The organism is Pseudomonas rhizophila (assembly GCF_003033885.1).
Taxonomy (GTDB): Bacteria; Pseudomonadota; Gammaproteobacteria; order Pseudomonadales; family Pseudomonadaceae; genus Aquipseudomonas; species Aquipseudomonas rhizophila.
On the sequence record NZ_CP024081.1, the window covers coordinates 341,151 to 357,166 of the forward strand.

The following is a 16,016-nucleotide window of genomic DNA, read 5'->3' on the forward strand; positions in this document are numbered from 1 at the left end:
GAGAGGGCGACGCTAATCAAAATGTGGGAGCGAGCCTGCTCGCGATAGCGGTGGGTCAGTCAGGAATGTTGTCGACTGATCCACCGCTATCGCGAGCAGGCTCGCTCCCACAGGGATTTTGATGACCAGGCACCCATTGCAGATGCCTGGTCTACAGCGGTTTAGCCGATGGTCATCAGGCTGGCGTTGCCACCCGCCGCAGCGGTGTTGACGCTCAACGCCCGTTCGATCACCAGACGCTCCAGTGCAATGTTGGTTTCGCCCTGGGACAAGCCTTGGACTCCGACAATGGCGCCGGCACGCTTGGCCACTTGCTGGCAAACGCTGCGCAGTTGATCCGAGTCGCCATGATGCAGGACGGCGTCGTAAGCCACTTCGTCCTTGGCCCAGTCGGAAACCCGCTGGATGCGCGCTTGAATTTCTTTCGGCAAACGTGCGAACAGAGCTTTGCTGGTGTCGGTTTCCGGCCAAACAGCCGAGCCGCCTACCGCCAGCACCGCGGCCAGTTGCGTCAGCAGATCGCCCTCTACGTCCGCCAGGCACAGCACGTGCTCGCGGGGCAGGATGGCGTAGCTGTTGCGTTCGCCGGTCGGGCCGGTCAGTTGGCGGGTGATACCGCTTTGCGACTGAGCCGCGAACTGTACGCACAGGGCGCTCAATTCGGCGAGTTTCTGGCTGTCTGCCCAGGCTTGCAGGGCGGTCAGCGGCTTGCTCATGGCGTCACGCAAGCGCAGGTCTGGCGCGTTGAGGGCGTCGTCACGGACGAACGACTGCTGGATCGCATCGGTAGGCCGTGTCGACAGCAGGCGGTACAGGTACAGCGGACCACCGGCCTTGGGACCGGTGCCCGACAGGCCTTCGCCACCGAACGGTTGCACGCCGACCACGGCACCCACGATGTTGCGGTTCACATAGACGTTACCGGCATGGACGTTATCGATCACCTTGGCGATGGTCTCGTCGATGCGGGTGTGTACGCCCAGGGTCAGGCCATAACCGGAGGCATTGATCTGGTTGATCAGTTGATCCAGTTCCTTGCGCTTGTAGCGCACTACGTGCAGCACCGGACCAAAGATCTCACGCTGCAGCTCGTCGAAGCTTTCCAGCTCGATCAGGGTCGGCATCACAAACGTGCCGCGCTTGCACTCGGCGCTGTCGGCGATTGCCATCTGGTACACGGTGCGACCTTTGTCGCGCATGGCCTGGATGTGTTTCTCGATACCGGCCTTGGCTTCAGCATCGATCACCGGGCCGATGTCTACCGACAGGCGCTCCGGGTTGCCGAGACGCGATTCAGCCATGGCACCCTTGAGCATTTCGATGACGCGGTCGGCCGAGTCTTCCTGCAAACACAGGACCCGCAGGGCGGAGCAACGCTGGCCGGCGCTGTCGAATGCTGAAGACACCACGTCGATGACCACTTGTTCGGTCAGGGCCGAGGAGTCGACGATCATCGCGTTCTGGCCACCGGTTTCGGCGATCAGCGGGATCGGACGCCCCTGGTTGTCCAGGCGCCCGGCGATGTTGCGCTGCAACAGACGAGCGACTTCGGTGGAACCGGTGAACATCACGCCTTTGACCCGATCATCACCCACCAGGCGGGCACCGACGGTTTCGCCACGGCCCGGCAGCAGTTGCAGCACGCCTTCCGGAATACCGGCTTCGAGCATCAGGCGCACGGCCTGGGCAGCCACCAACGGCGTCTGCTCGGCAGGCTTGGCCAGTACCGGGTTACCGGCGGCCAGCGCGGCGGCCACTTGTCCGCTGAAAATCGCCAGCGGGAAGTTCCACGGGCTGATGCAGACCACCGGGCCCAGTGGGCGGTGGGCATCGTTGGTGAAGTCGTTGCGGGCCTGCACTGCGTAGTAACGCAGGAAGTCCACGGCTTCACGCACTTCGGCGATGGCGTTGGCGAAGGTCTTGCCGGCTTCGCGGGCCAGCAGGCCCATCAACGGCTGGATCTCGCCTTCCATCAGGTCGGCGGCGCGCTCCAGGATCGCAGCGCGCTCGGCCGGTGGCGTGGCCTGCCAGATCGGCGCCGCGTTGAGGGCGCACTGGATGGCGTTGTCGACGTCAGCGACCGTGGCTTCCTGCACATGGCCGACCACGTCACGGTGATCGGACGGGTTCAGCACCGGTGCCGGTGCTTCTTCGCTGGCTGCGCAACCGAGCATCGGCGCGGCTTTCCAGTTGTTATGGGCGGTGGCCAGCAGGGCGCAGGACAGCGAGGCCAGGCGATGTTCGTTGGCCAGGTCGATGCCGCTGGAGTTGGCGCGTTCGCTGCCATACAGGTCACGCGGTAGCGGGATGCGCGGGTGCGGCAGGCCGAAGCCGCCTTCCAGGGTTGCCATCTGCTCGATGCTGGCTACCGGATCGGCCACCAGCTCCTGAATGGAAATGGACTGGTCGGCGATGCGGTTGACGAACGAGGTGTTGGCACCGTTTTCCAACAGGCGACGAACCAGATAAGCCAGCAGCGTCTCGTGGGTGCCGACCGGAGCGTACACGCGGCACGGACGGTTCAACTTGCCTTCGGAAACTTTGCCTACAACCTGTTCGTACAGCGGTTCACCCATGCCGTGCAGGCACTGGAACTCATACTGGCCCGGGTAATAGTTCTGACCGGCGATGTGGTAGATGGCCGACAGGGTATGGGCGTTGTGCGTGGCGAATTGCGGGTAGATGGCTTCCGGCACCGACAGCAGTTTGCGGGCGCAGGCGATGTAGGAAACGTCGGTGTACACCTTGCGGGTGTAGACCGGATAGCCTTCCAGGCCTTCGACCTGGGCGCGTTTGATCTCGCTGTCCCAGTAGGCGCCTTTCACCAGGCGGATCATCAGGCGGTGACGGCTGCGGCGGGCCAGATCGATGACGTAGTCGATCACGTACGGGCAACGCTTCTGGTACGCCTGGATCACGAAGCCAATGCCGTTCCAGCCGGTGAGCTGTGGTTCGAAGCACAGGCGTTCCAGCAGGTCCAGGGACAGTTCGAGGCGGTCGGCTTCTTCGGCGTCGATGTTCAAGCCGATGTCGTATTGCTTGGCCAGCAGGGTCAGCGACAGCAGGCGCGGGTACAGCTCTTCCATGACGCGCTCGTACTGGGCGCGGCTGTAGCGGGGGTGCAGGGCCGAGAGCTTGATGGAAATGCCCGGACCTTCATAAATCCCGCGGCCGTGGGACGCCTTGCCGATCGAGTGGATGGCTTGTTCGTACGAGGCCAGGTACTTCTGGGCGTCATGTTCGGTGAGTGCGGCTTCACCCAGCATGTCGTAGGAATAGCGGAAACCCTTGGTCTCGAATTTGTTGGCGTTGGCCAGGGCTTCGGCGATGGTTTCACCGGTGACGAACTGCTCGCCCATCAGGCGCATGGCCATGTCGACGCCCTTGCGGATCATCGGCTCGCCACTCTTGCCAATGATGCGGCTCAGGGAGGAAGTCAGGCCCGCTTCATTATGGGTGGCGACCAGTTTGCCGGTCAGCAGCAGGCCCCAAGTGGCGGCGTTGACGAACAGCGATGGGCTGTTGCCCAGGTGCGGGTGCCAGTTGCCGGTGCTGATCTTGTCGCGGATCAGTGCGTCGCGAGTACCTTTGTCCGGGATACGCAGCAGCGCCTCGGCCAGGCACATCAGCGCCACGCCTTCCTGGGACGACAGGGAAAACTCCTGCAACAGCCCCTGAACAATACCGGCACGGCCGCCGGCACTCTTCTGGTTGCGCAGTTTTTCAGCAATCGAGGAGGCCAGTTTGTTGGTGGCTTCGGCCATGTCTGCCGGCAGGCGCGCCTGCTCGATCAGCATCGGCACCACTTCCGGCTCCGGACGACGGTAAGCGGCGGTGATAGAGGCGCGCAGGACCGATTGCGGCAAAATGCTTTCGGCAAACTCCAGGAAGCACTGGTGCGCGTGGTCGACCTGGACGTCGCCGGCTTCATCGTTGTCGGCGCGGGTCGAACCGTTCAGTTCGGTCAGGGTTGCACCACCCTCGAGTTTTTCCAGGTAATTGAAAATTGCCTGCTTGATCAGCCAGTGGGGCGTGCGATCAATCGAGGTTGCGGCCGCCTTGAGGCGTTCGCGGGTTGGGTCATCGAGTTTGACCCCAAGGGTGGTGGTAGCCATATTTTTATCCTCATGTTTACCACGTATTGCGTGGCATCAGCTGGCGGCAAGATTAGCTGCGAGCTGGCCGAGGTGCAACCGGGTGCAACCTTTTTTCGTCGAAAAAATAAGCAGCTCATCAGGAAAGCAAAATTCGCGGCGTGAGCGGTGCTTCTGCTTAGTGCATTGGCTTCTAGCCAAAGGTTGATATCGCACTAAAAGGGAGCAAAAAACGGTCATTTGGCGAAAAAACCGACTGGGTGCAACTGAATCGAGCGAAACTGGTTGCACCTTATTTCATTTGTTGAATAGCATTCGTCGCCAAGGTGCAACCGGCTCGAAGCCGAGGGGCATCGGCTGATGGCTTTCCTGGGGAAACATCAGTCATAAATTCGCGGGTCCTGGAAACGTCAAGCAAGGTCTATGGTTGTCTTGTCGACGCTTCCTACTGCCACCGCTACATAAAAACAAAGCCAGGGCGTAACTCATGAGTGTTAGTAATCCCACCCTGATCACTTTCGTGATCTATATCGCTGTAATGGTCCTGATCGGCCTGATGGCTTATCGCTCCACCAATAACCTTTCCGATTACATCCTGGGCGGTCGCAGCCTGGGCAGCGTCGTGACTGCATTGTCCGCCGGTGCCTCCGACATGAGCGGCTGGCTGTTGATGGGCTTGCCCGGTGCTATCTACATGTCCGGCCTGTCGGAAGGCTGGATCGCCATCGGCCTGATCATCGGTGCCTACCTGAACTGGCTGTTCGTGGCCGGTCGCCTGCGGGTACAGACCGAGCACAACGGTGACGCGCTGACACTGCCGGATTACTTCTCCAGCCGTTTTGAAGATACCAGCGGCCTGCTGCGGATCATCTCTGCGGTGGTGATCCTGGTGTTCTTCACCATCTACTGCGCTTCCGGCATCGTGGCCGGTGCCCGTCTGTTTGAAAGCACCTTCGGCATGTCCTACGAGACAGCGCTGTGGGCCGGTGCGGCGGCAACCATTGCCTACACCTTCATTGGTGGCTTCCTGGCCGTGAGCTGGACCGACACCGTACAAGCGACCCTGATGATCTTCGCGCTGATCCTCACGCCGATCATCGTGCTGCTGGCGACCGGCGGCGTGGACACCACGTTCCTGGCCATCGAAGCGAAAGATCCTACTGCTTTCGACATGCTGAAAAACACCACGTTCATCGGCGTGATCTCGCTGATGGGCTGGGGCCTGGGCTACTTCGGCCAGCCGCACATCCTGGCGCGTTTCATGGCTGCTGACTCGGTCAAGTCCATCGCCAAGGCTCGTCGTATCTCGATGGCCTGGATGATTCTCTGCCTGGGCGGCACCGTGGCTGTCGGTTTCTTCGGTATCGCTTACTTCTCGGCGCACCCGGAAGTGGCCGGCCCCGTGACCGAGAACCCTGAGCGTGTGTTCATCGAGCTGGCCAAGCTGCTGTTCAACCCATGGGTGGCCGGTGTGCTGCTGTCGGCGATCCTGGCAGCTGTCATGAGCACCCTGAGCTGTCAGTTGCTGGTGTGCTCCAGTGCCCTGACCGAAGACTTCTACAAGGCTTTCCTGCGCAAGCATGCTTCCCAGTTGGAGCTGGTCTGGGTCGGTCGCGCCATGGTGTTGCTGGTGGCAGTGGTTGCCATCTTCCTGGCTGCCAACCCGGAGAACCGTGTCCTGGGTCTGGTGAGCTACGCTTGGGCCGGTTTCGGTGCTGCCTTCGGTCCTGTTGTCCTGATCTCGGTGATCTGGAAAAACATGACCCGTAACGGCGCGCTGGCAGGCATCCTGGTGGGGGCGATCACCGTGATCGTCTGGAAACACTTCGAGCTGCTGGGCCTGTACGAAATCATCCCAGGCTTCATCTTCGCCAGCCTGGCTATCTACTTCGTCAGCAAGATGGGCTCGCCTACCGCCGGTATGCTGCAGCGCTTCGAAGCGGCTGAGAAAGATTTCCGCCTGAACCAGTAAGACCTCCAGCGAGGCCTTGACGGCTCGCGCGAAGCTTCTGAATAGAGAAACGGCCCGTCCTCCCATGGAGACGGGCCGTTTTTTATGGGCATCAGTCCAGCTCTGTGTCGGGCTGATTGAGAAATATCAGCACGCCCAGTAGCGCCATGTAGGACCTGAAGGCTGCGTCCTGGCCATTCCAGATTTCTGATTGCCACATCAGAAACCATTCCCCGCCGACGACCATGAAGCCAAAGAACCAGACGAAGAAACCCACCGTCAAACCGATGATGGCGCAGCGTTTGGCCTGAGCGAAAACCACGCTCGGGGTTTTACGTGCCTGCCATAGTTCGAGCGCGCCATAGCCCAGCAAGCCTGCGGTGAGCGCTTCGCCAAGGATGATCAGCCAGTAGGCGCCGTGCCATGCCCAAGGCTGGTCGATGGCGCGATAGCGCGCGGCATTGTCGGGAAAGGTGGTGTCCATACTCAGCACGTGATGGACGAAATTGAAGTTGGAATGGTAGTCCGTGATGTTGTTGAACACGGTCAGCAAGGCGAAAGCGGCGAGAGCCAGGGTCATTGCGATTTTTGCGTAGCGAGTCGTCATGGGTTGCGTCCTTTGCTTTTTTGCGACGAAAGGACGTTAGCACGGCCCAGTGCGGTCCTGAGGCCGTCAGGTTGTAGGAATTTGCTGATTGTTTCCTGCGGCGACTTCGGTCACCACCATGCGCGGAATGTCTGTCGGAAAACGCAGCGGACAATGCGGCTTTAATCTCCTTGAATGTAAGGCAATTCTGTTTTTCCTGAGGTCCGATCAACTCTCCCTGGTGCTCATGCAGAATCGCCCGCTTTTATTCAGCAGAGGCACATCGGATGTTCGCGCCTGCCAACCAACCACGTTTCACCCTGGCACTCGACAGCGGGCCGAATGAACTCAAGGTGCTTGAGTTCAGGGGCAAGGAAGCCATCAGTCAACCCTATTGCTTTGATCTGGAACTGGTCAGTGAGCGGCCGGATCTGGCGCTGGAAGAGCTCCTGCATCGTCAGGCCTTTCTGGCTTTTGATGATCAGGGGCGGGGCATACACGGCCAGGTTTATAGCGCGGCCCAAGGCGACTCGGGCAAGCGCTTGACCCGTTACCAGATCAGACTGGTACCACGCCTGGCTTACCTGGACCATCGAATCAACCAGCGGATTTTCCAGCACCTGAGCGTGCCGGCAATCATTACCCTGATCCTGACGGATCACGGGATTCAGGGTGACGCGTTCCAGTTCAACCTCGGTGGGCAATACCCCGAACGCGAATACTGTGTGCAGTTTGGTGAAAGCGACCTGGCCTTCATCGGGCGGATCTGCGCCGAGGCCGGGATCCATTATCACTTCCGGCACAGCCGCGACGGCCATCTGTTGGTGTTCGGTGACGACCAGACGGTGTTTCCCCGCCTGCCCGAGGCGACGTTGTATCTGCCCGGCAGTGGCATGGCCGCCAGCGAGCCGGCGATCAAGCGCCTGGCTGTGCGTCTACAGACCCGGACCACGGCGGTGACGCTGCGTGACTACGATTTTCAAAAGCCCGGTCTGCTGTTGCAAACCAGTCTGGACAGTCAGCAGCAACCGGCTCTGGAGGCGTATCACTACCCCGGCCGGTTTTCCGATCGCGACCATGGCCGGCACCTTACCCGGCGCGCACTGGAGCGCCATGGCGCCGACCACCGTCTGGCCGAGGGGCGCAGCGACCAATGCGCACTCGTCAGTGGGCACTTCCTCCAAATCAACGGGCATCCTCGAGCGCAATGGAACGATCTCTGGCTGCTCACGCAAGTCACCCACCATGGGCGCCAGCCACAAGTGCTGGAGGAAACGGTCGGTGACAGTCCGGATGAGTTCCAGGGCTACAGCAATACGTTCCTCGCCACCCCCTGGGATGTTTTCTTTCGTCCGCCCCTGTCCCACGAAAAGCCAGCCGCCCACGGTTATCAGTCGGCGGTGGTGACGGGGCCGGTGGACAGCGAGATCCATTGCGACGAATACGGACGGGTCAAGGTGCAACTGATCTGGGATCGCCACGGTCAGCGCGACGAGCACTCCAGTTGCTGGCTACGGGTGGCCACGGGTTGGGCCCATGATCGCTATGGCAGCGTGATGATTCCCCGGGTCGGCATGGAGGTGCTGGTGGGTTTCATCGACGGTGATGTGGACAAGCCATTGGTCGTGGGCTGCCTGCCGAACGGCGCGACCCCGGTGCCCCTGGACCTGCCGGCCGATAAAACCCGCAGCATATTGCGCAGCCAGAGCAGCCCTGGCGGGGGCGGTTATAACGAATTGCGCATCGAGGATCGCCAGGGCGCCGAGGAGATTTACCTGCGGGCTCAACGCAACTGGACCCAGCATGTGCTGCATGATCAGCGGGTTCAGGTTGATCACGAACGCAGCATCGTTGTCACCGGCACCGCGCGGCATGAGCTCAAGGCCGATGAGTTGCGCATCACCCATGGTCAGCGCCAGGTTGAGGTCAGGCAGGATGATCATCTGGTGGTGGCCGGCGAGCGGCATATACGGGTAACCAGTCAGGCCCTCAATGCCACCCAGCAATTTCACGTCAGCGCCGGGCAGCAAGTGGTGCTGGATGGCGGCGTCAGCGCGACCATTCAGGCCGGTGGGCATTGGATCAACATCGGGGCTGGGGGGATCTTCAGCAGCGTGCCGATCCAGGTGGGTGGGGCACCGATGACGGCCAGGAGTGCCGCGCCAGGTTTACCCGGCAGTCCCGAAACACATGTCGCGGCCGCAGCCGCGCAACTTTCCCTCGCGCAAGTTTTCAGCCTGCAGGGCCAGGCGCCATTCTGTGAGGAGTGTGAGCGTTGCAAAGGAGGCGTCTGCGAACCATTGCCGGTGATGCCCAGGCGGGCTGGTGTCCAGGAGCGTCCATGAGTACCGGTCAATCTCCCCGCGCCTGGCTTGAGCAACAGCCCTTGCAGGCATCCGAGCAGCTCTACGCCATTTTCAGCAGCGCCAGCACCGCCGGGCCGCTGATGGCCTGGAGGCGTTCGATGACGGTGGCGCCCAGCCCGATCTGGGCCGATACGCCTTACGCCGACTGGGAAACGGTCATGCCCTATGTCGGAGCTGTCGCCCCGGACAGCGAGTTTCTTGACTGGGTCGCGACGACCGACTCGCTTGATTGGGGCTGGCTGGCGGTGACCGCTTGCAGCCAGCAAAGCCTTGCCGAACATCTGCGTGGGCTCACCCAGGTTCTGCTGCCCGGTGGCAAGTCGGTTTTTTTCCGCTTTTGGGATGGGCGTTTTATCCAGCCGATCCTGCGATCGGATGCGGTGGAGGTCAGCCAGCTGTTGCCCGCCATCAGCCGTTGCCTGATCAACGGTCGGTCTTTCGAGATCCCGGGAAATGCCCTGCGCCCGGCCCGGGCGTTCCCCTGGTGGGAAGTGCCTGCGCTGTTGTTGCAGGAACTGGCCGGGGATACGACGGACTGTCTGCTCAATAACCTGCTCAAGTGGTTGAGCGAAGAGCATCCGTATCTGTTCGAACAGGCCGACGAAAGCATCCTGCGCTGCAAGATCAGGCATTTTCTTGGGGCGCCAGGGATGGTCCATGGGCCAAAAGCCCCCCTGCAAGAATACTTGATGCAGGAGTTGGGCAGATGACCACCGGGTGTGGTCACGGCCCTTCCGTTCGGCTGCGACCCCCTGACGTTGGGCGCGCTTCAAGGTAAACTCCTCGGCCTTCGCAGGAGCCGCCATGAATTATCGCCACGCCTTCCACGCCGGCAATCACGCCGATGTGTTCAAACACCTGACCTTGACCCGTCTCATCGCTTTGATGTCGCGCAAGGAGCAGCCCTTCGCCTATCTCGATACCCATGCGGGCATCGGTCTGTACGACTTGCAGGGCGATCAGGCCAATCGTACCGGCGAATACCTTGAAGGCATCGCGCGGTTGTGGGGCCAGGAGGATCTGCCCGCGCTGACCGCCGACTACATGAAAGTGCTGCATGAAATGAACCCGGACGGGCAGTTGCGTTACTACCCGGGGTCACCGGAACTGGCGCGGCGCCTGACCCGTCCGCAGGATCGGGTACTTCTGAACGAAAAACATCCAGAAGACGGTGTGCTGCTCAAGGACAACATGAAAGGCGATCGTCGCGTGGCGGTGCACCTGGGCGAAGGCTGGCATGTGCCCCGGGCGCTGCTGCCGGTGGCGGAAAAGCGCGGCCTGATGTTGATCGATCCGCCCTTTGAGCAGCTTGATGAGATGCAACGCTGCGCCGCGTCACTCAAGGAGGCCATCGGCCGGATGCGCCAGACAGTGGCAGCAATCTGGTACCCGGTGAAAGACCAGCGGATGTTGCGCCGTTTCTACCAGGACCTGGCCGGCACCGGTGCGCCGAAATTGTTGCGAGTGGAATTGCTGGTGCATCCGCTGGCCACGCCCAATAGCCTGAACGGCTCCGGCTTGGCGATTGCCAATCCGCCATGGGGGCTGGAGGAGGAATTGCGCGAGCTGCTGCCTTGGTTGTCGAAGAAGCTTGGGCAGACCCAGGGCGGCTGGCAGATGGATTGGTTGATCGCTGAAAGCTGATCAGATGCATTGATACCGTCTGATAGGGCGCCTTCGCGAGCAAGCCCGCTCCCACATTGGTCAGACTCAGAACCATGTGGGAGCGGGCTTGCTCGCGAAGCTTTTCAGCGGCAAAAAGTCAGATCGGGCAAGTCACGCCCGTACCGCCAATTCCGCAATAACCTTCAGGGTTCTTCGCCAGGTATTGCTGGTGATAGGCCTCGGCGAAGAAGAACGTCGGGGCTTCTTCGATTTCGGTGGTAATGACGCCTTTGCCGGCCTTGGTCAATTCAGCCTGAAATACTTGCGCGCTGTGCTTGGCGGCAGCCAGTTGGGTTGGGTTGGTGGCATAGATCACCGAGCGGTACTGGGTGCCGATGTCATTGCCCTGGCGCATGCCCTGGGTCGGATTGTGCAGCTCCCAGAACATCTTCAGAAGCTGCTCGTAGCTGACTTTTTCTGGCTCGTAGACCACCAGGACCACTTCGCTGTGGCCGGTAAGGCCCGAGCAGACTTCTTCGTACGTCGGGTTCGGCGTAAAGCCACCGGCGTAACCCACCGCTGTACTGACCACGCCTTCGCGCTGCCAGAACTTGCGTTCCGCGCCCCAGAAACAGCCCAGGCCGAAGATCGCGAAATCCACGTCCATGGCAAACGGACCCAGCAGCGGCGCATCGTGGACGAAGTGTTTTTCCGGCACGGTCATTGGGGTTTCGCGGCCAGGCAGAGCTTGTTCTTGAGTAGGGAGCACGTTTTTGTTCACCAGGATTTCCGAGCGCAAGACCATCATCAGTCCTCTCAGTCAGATTGAGTTGAGCGAATGTAAGCAATGAGACCGTCAGTGTGCCCGAGTGTTACACCGCTTGTCAGGCAATTGGGCCGCGCGGATAACGCTTGAGCTTCTCGATCAGCTCCGCGCCGGGGATCGGTCGGTCGAACAGGTAGCCCTGGCCGACGTCGCAGCGGTGGCGCCGCAGGAACGCCAGTTGCTGTGCGGTTTCGATACCTTCGGCCACCACCTTGAGTTTCAGGTTGTGGGCCATGGCGATCACCGCGGAAGTGATTTCCATGTCGTCCTGGTTGTCCGGAATCTCGTGGATGAAGCTGCGATCGATCTTGATGATGTCGATCGGGAATTTTTTCAGGTAACTCAGGGATGAGTAACCGGTGCCGAAGTCGTCCATGGCCAGGGTCAGGCCCAGGCGCTTGAGTTGGTCGAGCTGCAGGTGGGTGTCTTCGGTGGCCTCCAGCAGCAGACCTTCGGTCAGTTCCAGTTCCAGCAGGCGGGCCGGCAGTTGTTCTTCCTTGAGGATGCTGGCGATCGAGGCGACCAGGTCCGGGTCGGAGAACTGCTTGGGCGAGAGGTTGATCGCCACTTGCAGGTTGCCCAGGCCAGCGGCGGTCAATTGCTTGCTCATGCGGCATGCCTGACGGGCGATCCATTTGCCGATGGGGATGATCAGGCCGGTTTCTTCGGCCACGCTGATGAACTGGTCCGGGCGAATCATGCCCTTCTCGGGATGGTTCCAGCGCAGCAGCGCCTCCATGCCCAGCAAGCGACCGCTGCGCAGGCACAGTTTTGGCTGGTAGAACACGTCCAGCTCGTTCTGGGTCAAGGCGCGGCGCAGGTTGTTTTCCACGAACAACTTGTAGCTGGCCTCGGCGTTCAGCGCCTCGGTGAATACCTGGACCTGATGCTTGCCGTTGGCTTTGGCCTTGTGCAGGGCGAGTCCGGCGTTGCGCATCAGGGTCTGGGGGTCGCGGCCGTGCAGTGGCGCGCAGGCCAGGCCCACGGAGCCGGTCACGCTGATCAGTTGGTTATCGACGAACATCGGCTTGTCGAGCGTCATCAGCAACTGGCTGGCGATCTGCTGCCCGGCCTCCAGGTCGGTGTCGTCCAGCAGTACGGCGAATTCATTACTGGCGAACCGTGCCAGGCTGCCGCTGGGGCTCAGGCTGTTGCGCAGGCGGCGGGCCAGGCTGATCAGCAGCTTGTCGCCGGTCTGATGGCCGAGGCTGTCATTGATGCGCTTGAAGTTGTCGATGTCCACCAGCAACAGGCTGATGGGCGAATCGCTGTCCCGGGCAAAGCGCTCATCGAGGTTGCGGATGAACGCCGGGCGGTTGCCCAGGTTGGTCAGGTTGTCGGTGTAGGCCAGGCGCTCGATGCGCTGCTGGGCCAGTTTGGTCTGGGTGATGTCTTCGTAAATGCCGATGTAGTGGGTCAGTTCACGGTTATCGCCATAGACCTTGGAAATCGACAATTGGCCCCAGTAGGGTTCCAGATTCTTGCGTCGGCTCTTGAATTCACCTTGCCAGCTATTGCTCTGGGCGAGGGCCGACGGTGCATCGAACAGCAGCTCGCTGAGGTTTTCCAGGGCCGGTAGTTCCGACAGTCGCTGGCCGTGGACTTCCTCGGTGGAATATTGGGTGATGGCGGTGAAGCTGGGGTTGACGTATTCCACCACGCCGTCGCAATTGACCAGCAGGAACGCGTTGGCGCTCTGCTCCACGGCGCGCTGGAACAAGTGCAGGGCGTTGGTGGCGGTCCGGCGGTTGTGGTTGTTGATGACCTGGGCGAACTGGTCAGCCAGTTCACCGGCAAAGGCGATCTCGTCGGACTGCCAGGCGCGGGTGACGCCTATCTGCTCCAGGCACAGTACGCCCACCACCTGGCCGTCGATACGAACGCTGGCGTCGAGCATGGCGTTGACTTCGCGGGTGCGCAGGCTTGCGGCCATTTCCCGGGTACGCGGGTCGCGCATCGCATTGTGCGCGTCGATGGCGCGGCAGGTCTGCAGCGCCTCCATGTAGTCAGGAAACTCGTTGGCGTTGATCACGTCCGGCAGAAAGTAGTCTTGGGAGGCGCGGTTATAAGCCGAAATCGGCACCAACTGGCCATCTTCCAGGTTCCAGATGCTGGCGCAATCAATCTGGTAGATGTCGCAGGCGCTGCGGGTGATGAGCTCGGCGGCTTCCTGCAGGGAATTGTTGGCGCTGTAGCGCTGGCGGGTCAGCAGCAGGATCAGGTCCTGCTGGGCGCGCACCCGGTCCAGGTGTTGCAGCTGCTCCTGCTGGGCGCGCTGGTTCAGTTCCAGGGCAATTTGCAGGCGCGAGTTTTGAGTTTCCAGGTCCAGGGCCGGCATCGACGGCTCGCTTGCCAGCAAATCGTCCACGGCCAGCAGGTAGCCGCGTAGTAGATGGCGATTGTGCTGTTTATAGGGCTCGCCCATTTCCAGCATATTCATGGCGCCCTTGGCGGTGTGGAGCGTGTAGCGGATCAGGTAATGCGGGGCCTGGGCCAACTGCTGCTGGATCGCATCGTGGAGTTGATAGCGCGCTTCGGGCTCCATCAGGCTGGCGTAGGGCGAACTGACCAGCGAGCAAAGCTCGACGGCCGGCAGACCGAAGTAACGCTCGCAGTTGGGGTCGAGGAACAGCAGCGCCCAGCTTGCTTCATTCAGCCGTTCGAAACGCAGCATGCCGAGCCGCGAGGGCACCGGTAACTGCGTCACTACCTCGGCCGCCATACGGCTGGCGGCATCGGGTTGGCTTTTCATGGGGAAACTCGCTTCGAAAATGCTGATCGCGCCGGGCTGACGCCCTCGTTATTACGGACTGCCGCAAGGTTGCATCATTGCGGCACTGGCTGACAAGAGAGATGAAGGCCAAGTGCTATAAACCTTTTATCGGCCGACGAAGGGATTTCTCCAGTCGCCCGCCGATCAGACGGCATGGGTGGTTATACCACCCGTCAGCGCAGCGGGATATCTACTGTCTGTAATGGGCTGCCATCACGATCGTGAAACGTGACCTGAACGCTCTGCGCCGTGACTTTCAGGTGGGCGAAGTTGTCCTGGCTGATGACCTTGCCGCTCAACCCATAGCGATAGTCCCCGCTGGGCGTCCGAGCCATGGCATCACCAAAAATAAAACTCGCGGCGCTGGCATAAGGAAGCAGTTTGCTGTTGCAAAACGGCGAGGAAACGATGGTATGTACCTCGAAGTCAGGGTCCTGGCTGTGACTCAGGCGACTGGTGAGAGAGCCATGGACGTCGCCGGACACGAAAATAACGTTCTTGATCCGATGGCGGCGAACGGTTTCCAGCAGGCGCAGACGCTGTTCCGGGAAGGCCTGCCAGGCGTCCGAGGTATTGAGCTTGCGGTCCGGGTAGAACATCACGCCGGTCACGATGAACTTGACCCGCGCCGGACTGTTGACCAGCCATTTGATCAGCGATCGTTCCTGCGCTTGATCCAGGATACGTCGATCATCCGGCGATAGATTGCGCTGGGTCCGACTGTCGGTGACGAACCATTCGATATCGCCGTGAGCGAACTGATACCAACATTGTCTCAATGGTTTGCTTAATGTTCCGTCACTTAACAGTTCATGTGCCGGACTATGGCTGGCTTGATAAAGCGCATAGGCGTCCATGGCATTGGCATAAAAGTTTTCGTCGCCTTTTTTCTTGCTGGCAGGCCAATTATCTTTGATTTCATGATCGTCGAGAATCATGTAGCTCGGTGTTCCCGCTATCAACTTTCTAATATGCGGCTGGGAAAAGGCGGTGCGGTATTTGAAAAGAATATCCTTTGGGTTCCGGTCCGGGGCGACAATATTCAAATCGTCTAGATAAACCTGGTCGCCGGTCATCACTACAGCACTGATCGGCGGGTCGGCCTGGGCCACGATGCGGTTGATGCCAGCGAAAGTCCGGTCGCCCAGTTCAGGTCTGGAGGGGACGCCGGCCGTCACCCGCAGGTAGCGGCAGGAACCCACGATATAGCTGCGCGGTGCACCGATTTTGCTGGACGGCGTGCGCATCTGGTAAATATCCCGAGGCCATTGCAGCGGCAGTTCCTGAACGGTTTCGATTGTATGAGTAGGGCTCAGGCGGCTGAACCAGCCGGCTTGGTATTCATAGGCGGTATCGGCTTGAAGGTTCTTCAATACGATGACATCGGACATGTCGCGGTAAGCATGCAACTGAACAAAGTGTCCTTTCGACCAGATTGAATCTCCCTGGCGCCGGTAACGGATGGCGGCAAATACCAGGCTGTTCTTATCGTTATCCCCTCGCAGGAATATCCGCGTGTGATGAGGTGTCGTGTGGCCGACAATAGGGCCAACAGTGGGTTTGAACATCATTCGAGTCCATTCGAAGTTAAAGTTTTTTAGGTAAGTAGTTAATGGCTTCCCTGAACTCATCCTAAAGCGATGCATGGGATAAATATTGATAGGAGAGGGGGCGCGTGTTGTGGGAAACGTCCAATAGATGACGTAGTCATCTAGGTGAAGTGCAGTAGGAAAGTTGGGCCCTGGAACGGGCTGCTCTGCAAGTTCGACTTTATTTCAGGCAAAAAAAAGCCCCGCCAAACGGGCGGGGTTGAGG

Annotated in this window: 9 protein-coding genes; 4 read left to right on the forward strand and 5 right to left on the reverse strand. The window is 60.3% G+C overall.

Annotated elements, in window-relative coordinates:
- Positions 1–161 precede the first annotated feature (161 nt).
- A complete protein-coding gene (putA, locus tag CRX69_RS01610) occupies positions 162–4,115 on the reverse strand; it encodes a trifunctional transcriptional regulator/proline dehydrogenase/L-glutamate gamma-semialdehyde dehydrogenase (RefSeq protein WP_047225921.1) in 3,954 nt (1,317 codons plus the stop codon).
- Between the two features lie 466 nt (positions 4,116–4,581).
- Here putA and putP point away from each other — a divergent pair, with 466 nt between their 5' ends.
- Complete coding sequence (gene putP, locus CRX69_RS01615) at positions 4,582–6,066, forward strand: sodium/proline symporter PutP (protein ID WP_047225920.1); 1,485 nt, start codon at positions 4,582–4,584, stop codon at positions 6,064–6,066.
- 91 nt (positions 6,067–6,157) lie between these two features.
- Here the strand turns inward: putP and CRX69_RS01620 are convergent, their stop codons facing one another.
- On the reverse strand, positions 6,158–6,652 hold the full coding sequence (locus tag CRX69_RS01620; RefSeq protein ID WP_107321427.1) for a DUF2165 family protein: 495 nt from the start codon (positions 6,650–6,652) through the stop codon (positions 6,158–6,160).
- Positions 6,653–6,918: 266 nt separating this feature from the next.
- Between CRX69_RS01620 and CRX69_RS01625 the strand changes: the two genes are divergently transcribed.
- The 3 genes from CRX69_RS01625 to CRX69_RS01635 all read left to right on the forward strand — a co-directional run bounded on the left by CRX69_RS01625 (position 6,919) and on the right by CRX69_RS01635 (position 10,641).
- Entirely contained in the window at positions 6,919–8,976 is a 2,058-nt protein-coding gene (locus CRX69_RS01625; protein ID WP_107321428.1) for a type VI secretion system Vgr family protein, read from the forward strand.
- Positions 8,973–9,707: a DUF4123 domain-containing protein gene (locus tag CRX69_RS01630; protein ID WP_076382942.1), complete on the forward strand. Its 735-nt coding sequence runs from the start codon at positions 8,973–8,975 to the stop codon at positions 9,705–9,707. Before CRX69_RS01625 ends, CRX69_RS01630 begins: the two co-directional genes overlap by 4 nt.
- Before the next feature lie 94 nt (positions 9,708–9,801).
- Positions 9,802–10,641, forward strand: coding sequence for a 23S rRNA (adenine(2030)-N(6))-methyltransferase RlmJ (locus CRX69_RS01635; RefSeq protein WP_076382940.1), 840 nt, complete (start codon positions 9,802–9,804; stop codon positions 10,639–10,641).
- A 118-nt stretch (positions 10,642–10,759) separates the two neighbouring features.
- Here CRX69_RS01635 and msrA read toward each other — a convergent pair whose 3' ends face one another.
- The 3 genes from msrA to CRX69_RS01650 form a co-directional block, all read right to left on the reverse strand.
- The gene (gene msrA, locus CRX69_RS01640; RefSeq protein ID WP_047226186.1) at positions 10,760–11,407 is read right to left on the reverse strand and encodes a peptide-methionine (S)-S-oxide reductase MsrA; all 648 of its coding nucleotides are present in this window, start codon (positions 11,405–11,407) and stop codon (positions 10,760–10,762) included.
- A gap of 79 nt (positions 11,408–11,486) precedes the next feature.
- Positions 11,487–14,180, reverse strand: a complete 2,694-nt coding sequence (locus CRX69_RS01645) for a putative bifunctional diguanylate cyclase/phosphodiesterase (RefSeq protein ID WP_047225915.1) — start codon at positions 14,178–14,180, stop codon at positions 11,487–11,489.
- Positions 14,181–14,374: 194 nt separating this feature from the next.
- Positions 14,375–15,769 (reverse strand): alkaline phosphatase D family protein, encoded by a 1,395-nt coding sequence (locus CRX69_RS01650; RefSeq protein ID WP_107321429.1) that lies wholly within the window; start codon positions 15,767–15,769, stop codon positions 14,375–14,377.
- Positions 15,770–16,016 lie beyond the last annotated feature (247 nt).

What these genes read in the sequence shown, in the direction of transcription:
- CRX69_RS01650 (WP_107321429.1), bottom strand. Translation starts at nt 15,769, where the DNA reads ATGTTCAAACCCACTGTTGGCCCTATTGTCGGCCACACGACACCTCAT.
- putA (WP_047225921.1), bottom strand. Translation starts at nt 4,115, where the DNA reads ATGGCTACCACCACCCTTGGGGTCAAACTCGATGACCCAACCCGCGAA.
- CRX69_RS01620 (WP_107321427.1), bottom strand. Translation starts at nt 6,652, where the DNA reads ATGACGACTCGCTACGCAAAAATCGCAATGACCCTGGCTCTCGCCGCT.
- CRX69_RS01635 (WP_076382940.1), top strand. Translation starts at nt 9,802, where the DNA reads ATGAATTATCGCCACGCCTTCCACGCCGGCAATCACGCCGATGTGTTC.
- CRX69_RS01625 (WP_107321428.1), top strand. Translation starts at nt 6,919, where the DNA reads ATGTTCGCGCCTGCCAACCAACCACGTTTCACCCTGGCACTCGACAGC.
- CRX69_RS01630 (WP_076382942.1), top strand. Translation starts at nt 8,973, where the DNA reads ATGAGTACCGGTCAATCTCCCCGCGCCTGGCTTGAGCAACAGCCCTTG.
- CRX69_RS01645 (WP_047225915.1), bottom strand. Translation starts at nt 14,180, where the DNA reads ATGAAAAGCCAACCCGATGCCGCCAGCCGTATGGCGGCCGAGGTAGTG.
- putP (WP_047225920.1), top strand. Translation starts at nt 4,582, where the DNA reads ATGAGTGTTAGTAATCCCACCCTGATCACTTTCGTGATCTATATCGCT.
- msrA (WP_047226186.1), bottom strand. Translation starts at nt 11,407, where the DNA reads ATGGTCTTGCGCTCGGAAATCCTGGTGAACAAAAACGTGCTCCCTACT.